This window comes from Pseudomonas sp. 2,4-D, assembly GCF_030418155.1.
Classification (GTDB): Bacteria; Pseudomonadota; Gammaproteobacteria; order Pseudomonadales; family Pseudomonadaceae; genus Aquipseudomonas; species Aquipseudomonas alloputida.
Genome location: NZ_JAUHUI010000058.1, coordinates 24,445 through 30,581, shown reverse-complemented (window position 1 = coordinate 30,581; position 6,137 = coordinate 24,445). Strand labels below are relative to the sequence as shown.

At 60.3% G+C, this 6,137-nt stretch carries 5 protein-coding genes; 4 read left to right on the top strand and 1 reads right to left on the bottom strand.

Annotation, left to right across the window (positions count from 1 at the left end; all coding sequences use genetic code 11):
* Nucleotides 1-197 precede the first annotated feature (197 nt).
* The 3 genes from QYE47_RS25610 to QYE47_RS25600 are packed head-to-tail and all read left to right on the top strand — an operon-like array spanning nt 198 to nt 3,760.
* Nucleotides 198-857 (top strand): paraquat-inducible protein A, encoded by a 660-nt coding sequence (locus tag QYE47_RS25610; RefSeq protein WP_020190949.1) that lies wholly within the window; start codon nt 198-200, stop codon nt 855-857.
* Complete coding sequence (locus QYE47_RS25605; protein ID WP_014589576.1) at nt 844-1,467, top strand: paraquat-inducible protein A; 624 nt, start codon at nt 844-846, stop codon at nt 1,465-1,467. Before QYE47_RS25610 ends, QYE47_RS25605 begins: the two co-directional genes overlap by 14 nt.
* The gene (locus QYE47_RS25600; RefSeq protein WP_070383403.1) at nt 1,460-3,760 is read left to right on the top strand and encodes an MlaD family protein; all 2,301 of its coding nucleotides are present in this window, start codon (nt 1,460-1,462) and stop codon (nt 3,758-3,760) included. The genes QYE47_RS25605 and QYE47_RS25600 overlap by 8 nt, the downstream gene beginning before the upstream one ends.
* Before the next feature lie 234 nt (nt 3,761-3,994).
* Here the strand turns inward: QYE47_RS25600 and rpsT are convergent, their stop codons facing one another.
* A complete protein-coding gene (gene rpsT, locus QYE47_RS25595; RefSeq protein WP_003247625.1) occupies nt 3,995-4,273 on the bottom strand; it encodes a 30S ribosomal protein S20 in 279 nt (92 codons plus the stop codon).
* 250 nt (nt 4,274-4,523) lie between these two features.
* Here rpsT and murJ point away from each other — a divergent pair, with 250 nt between their 5' ends.
* Nucleotides 4,524-6,062: a murein biosynthesis integral membrane protein MurJ gene (gene murJ, locus QYE47_RS25590; protein ID WP_014589578.1), complete on the top strand. Its 1,539-nt coding sequence runs from the start codon at nt 4,524-4,526 to the stop codon at nt 6,060-6,062.
* Nucleotides 6,063-6,137 lie beyond the last annotated feature (75 nt).

Genomic DNA, 6,137 nt, shown 5'->3' with positions numbered 1-6,137 from the left:
CCTGGGCTTGCTTGAATCCCTGTGGGAGCGGAGATGGCACCGGCGTTGCCGGTGTTCGCGGGTAAACCCGCTCCTACAAGGGAAGGGTGCAACGCCAGGCAGGGGCGCCCCCCGCACACCCTTCAGGACAACGTCGCCTCCCATAATTCGAGTCAGAACACTAGAATAGCCCCCACGCACCTATACAGAAGCGCTCTATGTCCAATTCTGTCGAACCTGAAACCCTGGCCCAGCTGCCGTTGGACGAGCTTGTCGCCTGCCATGAATGCGACCTGCTGCTGCGCAAGCCCGTGCTGCAGCATGATGAGAAAGCCCAATGCCCGCGCTGCGGCTACGAGCTCTATGCCCACCGGCACAATGTGGTCAATCGCAGCCTGGCCTTGGTGCTGACGGCCCTTTTGCTGTTCGTGCCGGCCAATTTCCTGCCGATCATGCAGTTGCACCTGCTTGGCCAGACTTCGGACGATACGGTCTGGAGTGGCGTGCTAGGCCTGTACAACTCGGGAATGCGCGGTGTTGCCGTAGTGGTACTGCTCTGTAGCATGGTCATTCCGCTGGCGAAGCTGCTCTGTCAGCTGGCCGTGCTGTTGAGCATCCGCTTGAACTTCGGGCGTGACTACGGCCTGGTCTTCTACCGCATCTATCACCACCTGCGTGACTGGGGCATGCTCGAGGTCTATTTCATGGGGGTGCTGGTGGCCATCGTCAAACTGGTGGACCTGGCCGAACTGACCGTGGGCCTTGGGCTGTTCTGTTTCATCAGTCTGTTATTGATTCAGGTGTGGCTCGAAGTGGTGATGTCGCCCCACCAGATCTGGAGTGCGCTATCGGGGGAGGACCTGCATGCGGGCGATTGACGCAGGCATTGTTGTCTGCAATGAGTGTCACGAGCTGAACAGGCAAGAGCCAGACAGCACTTCGCAAACCTGCACACGTTGCGGCGCTATCGTGCATGCACGCCGGCCGAACAGTATCGTGCGCACCTGGGCGTTGCTGATTGCGGCGTCGATCCTCTACATCCCGGCCAACATACTGCCGATCATGACCGTGAGTACCCTCGGTCAGGGTAGCCCGGACACCATCATGTCCGGTGTCATCACCCTGCTCAAGCACGGCATGGTGCCCATTGCGGCTGTGGTGTTCATTGCCAGTATCCTGGTCCCCACGTTCAAGCTGGTGGGTATCGGCTTGCTGTTGTACTCCGTTCAGCGGCGGCAGCCGCTTTCGGCCCGGCAGCGGATATTGATGTACCGCTTCATCGAATTCATTGGGCGCTGGTCCATGCTGGATATCTTCGTCATTGCCATCCTGGTGGCAGTGGTGAATTTTGGCCGAATAGCCAGTGTCGAAGCCAACCTGGGCGCTGTCGCCTTCGCAACTGTGGTGATCCTGACAATGCTTGCCGCTTTAACTTTCGATCCCCGACTGATTTGGGATAACACGGAGTCGGATGACGACCATGAGTGACCTGCCAACGGCTAAAACCCGCCCAGCCTCGAACTGGTCGGCCATCTGGATCCTGCCTTTGATTGCGCTGATGATCGGTGGCTGGCTCGCGTGGCAGGCCTACCGCGACGCTGGTGTGGAAATTGAAGTCCGCTTCGAGTCGGGAGAGGGTATCGTCGCCAACAAGACCGAGGTCATCTACAAAGGCATGCCGGTTGGCAAGGTGAAAAGCCTGGTGCTCGACGCCAAGGGCGACACGCAGGGGGTGATCGCTACCATCGAGATGAACAAGGCTGCCGAGCCCCATCTAACCAAAGGCACGCGTTTCTGGCTGGTGAAGCCGAGTGTCAGCCTGGCCGGTATATCTGGCCTTGAAACACTGGTGTCGGGTAACTACATCGCCGTTAGCCCGGGAGAGGGGGAACGTACCAAACGCTTTGTGGCATTGAAGGTGGCGCCACCGCTCTCGGATTCTGAACCAGGCCTGCACCTGACCCTCAAGGCCGACAGGCTGGGCTCGCTCAATCGTGACAGCCCGGTGTTCTACAAGCAGATTCAGGTTGGCCGGGTGAAAAGCTACCGCCTGTCCGAGGACCAGAGCACCGTAGAGGTGAAAGTCTTCATCGAGCCGGCCTACGCCAGCCTGGTGCGCAAGCACACGCGTTTCTGGAACGCCAGCGGTGTCAGCATCGATGCTTCGCTTTCGGGTGTGAAGGTGCGCAGTGAGTCGTTGTCGAGCATTGTGGCGGGTGGTATCGCCTTCGCCACGCCGGAGTACCGCAAGGACAGCCCTCCCACCGATCCGAGCCTGCCGTTCCGCTTGTACGAGGACTTCGATGCCGCCCAGGCGGGTATCCGGGTAAAAGTGAAGCTGAGCGATTATGAAGGCCTGCAGGCGGGTCGCACGCCGGTCATGTACAAGGGTATCCAGGTGGGCTCGCTGAAAGCCCTGAAGATGGAGGACAACCTGGCCAGCGCTTCGGCCGAGCTGACACTCGACCCACTGACCGAGGACTACCTGGTAGACGGGACACAGTTCTGGGTAGTCAAACCGTCGATTTCCCTGGCGGGAATCACTGGCCTGGAAGCCTTGGTCAAAGGTAACTACATCGCCATTCGTCCTGGTGAGAAGGGCGCACGGCCAGAGCGTGAGTTCGAGGCGCGTGCCAAGGCGCCGCCGCTCGACCTCAAAGCGCCGGGCCTGCACATGGTGTTGTTCGCCGACACCTTGGGTTCGCTGGAAATCGGCAGCCCGGTGACGTACCGCCAGGTGAAGGTGGGTAGCGTGCAGAGCTATCAGTTCGCCCGTAACAGCAACCGCATCCTGATCGGTGTGCATATCGAGAAGGAGTACGAGAAGCTGGTCAATGGTTCGTCGCGCTTCTGGAACGTCAGTGGGATCACCCTGACCGGCGGCCTGTCGGGCATCAAGATCAAGAGTGAGTCGCTGCAAACACTGATGGCCGGCGGTATTGCGTTCGATACACCACGGCCCGATGTACCGCTGAAACGGCACATTCCACGCTTCCGCCTGCATGACAGCCAGGAAGCGGTGAACCGTGCGGGTACGTTGATCACCATCCGTGTAGAGCGTGCCGATGGCCTGAAACCGGGCACGGCCATCCGCTTCCGCGGCCTGGATGTGGGCAGCATCGAGAGCGTCGACCTCACCGATGACCTGCAGGCGGTGCTGCTACGGGCGCGCATTACCGAAGCGGCGGATCGTATTGCCCGTGCCGGTACGCAGTTCTGGGTGGTCAAGCCGGCCCTGGGCCTGGTGCGCACTGAAAACCTGGACACCTTGATAGGTGGGCAGTACCTGGAAGTGCAGCCAGCAGCCAAGAACCGTGGGCCACAGCGCGATTTCATCGCCCTGGCCGAGGCACCGGAGGTAGCAGGGCCAGAGGTCGGCCTGCCATTGACGCTCAGTGCGCCACGCCGCGGCTCGATCAAGCCGGGTGTGCCGGTTACCTATCGTGAGGTTGCGGTGGGCAAGGTGACAGGCTTCGAGCTGGGCCAGAGCGCTGACCGCGTGCTGATTCATATCCTCATCGAGCCGCGCTATGCCGCCTTGGTGCGCAGCGGTAGCCGCTTCTGGAACAGCAGTGGTTTCGGTTTCGACTGGGGTCTGTTCAAGGGCGCTACAGTGCGTACCGAGTCGGTGGAAACCCTGATCGATGGCGGTATCGCCTTCGCAACGCCAGATGGCGAGCAGATGGGTAACCCGGCACGGCCGCAGCAGACCTTTGCCTTGTTCGAAAAGGCCGAGGATGAATGGCTGCAGTGGGCACCGAAGATTCAGATCGCCAAGTGATGTAAAAGTAGGGCCGCCAAGCGCGGCCCTGCTTTTTTGTGGGAGCGGCCTTGCGTCGCGAAAGGGGCGCGTAGCGGCCCCTCGGTTTCAGCGCAGAAGCTGAGATTGCCGGGGCTGCTCCGCAGCCCTTTCGCGACACACAGAGATCGAGTCCCACATGGGCTGTGCCCGCAAGCATAAATCGCAGGCAACAAAAAACCGACCCTAGGGTCGGTTTTTCGACTAGCGCGTCGCTTAGGCAGCTGCAGCTTCTTTCAGCGCCTTGATGTGGCCATTCAGACGGCCTTTGTGACGAGCAGCCTTGTTCTTGTGGATGATACCCTTGTCGGCCATACGGTCGATTACAGGTACAGCCAGAACGTAAGCGGCTTGCGCTTTTTCGGCGTCTTTTGCGTCGATGGCTTTAACTACATTCTTGATGTAGGTGCGGACCATGGAACGCAGGCTGGCGTTGTGGCTGCGACGCTTCTCAGCCTGTTTTGCACGTTTCTTGGCGGAAGGTGTGTTGGCCACCGTCGAGCTCCTCGAAAGACTTTAGGTAAATAGCAAACAAAATAGGCCGCGAATCATGCCGATCAGTCGAGCGGATGTCAAGGCCACCTGCAAGGTTCCGCCGAGCGGTGCGCCAACAAGCGGGAAAGATTCCTTTCTGCTGCGCGACCTGTACACTCGGGAATTTTTGGCTCCCCTGCGAAGGCGCGGGAGTATCGCACATTCGGACGCTGTCTGGCAGCGTCCTCTGTCATTGGCGTGAATCTTTTCGATGAACCTGCTCAAATCCCTGGCTGCAGTAAGCTCGATCACCATGATTTCGCGGGTGCTGGGCTTTGTTCGCGACACCATCCTGGCCCGCATCTTTGGTGCTGGTGTCGCTACCGATGCCTTCTTCATCGCGTTCAAACTGCCCAACCTGTTGCGGCGCATCTTCGCCGAAGGCGCATTCTCCCAAGCCTTCGTGCCGATTCTGGCCGAGTACAAGACCCAGCAAGGCGAGGAGGCGACGCGCACCTTCATTGCCTATGTCAGCGGCCTTCTGACCCTGGTGCTGGCCCTGGTGACCGCTATCGGCATCCTCGCTGCACCGTGGGTGGTGTGGGCGACGGCCCCGGGTTTTGTCGACAGCACCGAAAAATACGAGCTGACCACCGACCTGTTGCGGGTGACGTTTCCTTATATATTCCTGATCTCGCTGTCTTCCCTGGCCGGAGCGATCCTCAATACCTGGAACCGCTTTTCGGTGCCGGCCTTCACGCCTACCTTGCTGAACGTGGCGATGATCGCCTTCGCCGTGTTGCTGACGCCGTACTTCAACCCCCCAATCATGGCGTTGGCCTGGGGCGTGCTGGCGGGTGGCCTGGCGCAGTTGCTGTACCAGCTGCCAGCGCTGAAGAAGATCGGCATGCTCGTGCTGCCGCGACTGAACCTCAAGGACGTGGGTGTGTGGCGGGTACTGAAGCAGATGCTGCCGGCGATCCTGGGGGTGTCGGTGAGCCAGATCTCGCTGATCATCAACACCATCTTCGCCTCCTTCCTGGTGGCCGGCTCGGTGTCGTGGATGTACTACGCCGACCGCCTCATGGAGCTGCCTTCCGGTGTGTTGGGCGTTGCTCTGGGCACCATCCTGCTGCCGACCCTGGCCAAGACCTACGCCAACAAGGACCGCGAGGAGTACTCACGGATTCTCGACTGGGGCCTGCGCCTGTGCTTCCTGCTGGTGCTGCCCTGCACCCTGGCTTTGGCCATTCTTGCCGAGCCGCTGACCGTTGCGCTGTTTCAATATGGCAAGTTCAGCGCGTTTGATGCGGCCATGACCCAGCGGGCGTTGATCGCCTATTCCGTGGGCTTGCTGGCGATCATTCTGATCAAGGTGCTGGCACCTGGCTTCTATGCGCAGCAGAATATTCGCACGCCGGTGAAGATCGCAGTCTTCACCTTGGTCTGCACCCAGCTGTTCAACCTTGCCCTGGTCGGCCCGCTTGCACATGCCGGCCTGGCATTGGCGATCAGCCTCGGTGCCTGCCTGAATGCCGGTTTGCTGTTCTGGAAGCTGCGCAGTCAGCAGCTGTTCGAGCCTCAGCCTGGCTGGGCAGTGTTCCTGCTCAAGCTTGTGTTGGCGGTGGCGCTGATGTCGGCAGTACTACTGGCGGGCATGCACTATATGCCGGCCTGGGAACAGGGCATCATGCTTGAGCGCTTCCTGCGGCTTGGGGCGCTGATCCTGGCGGGCGTCGTGACGTATTTTGGCTGCCTGTACCTGTGTGGCTTCCGGCCCCGGCATTTCGCTCGCAAGGCCTTGCACTGAGGCTTTTGGCGGGTCAGGCGTCGGTTTTTCGCATTCCACGCCGCCCTTGGGCGCTGCTGCCTGTCACCAGCGCCC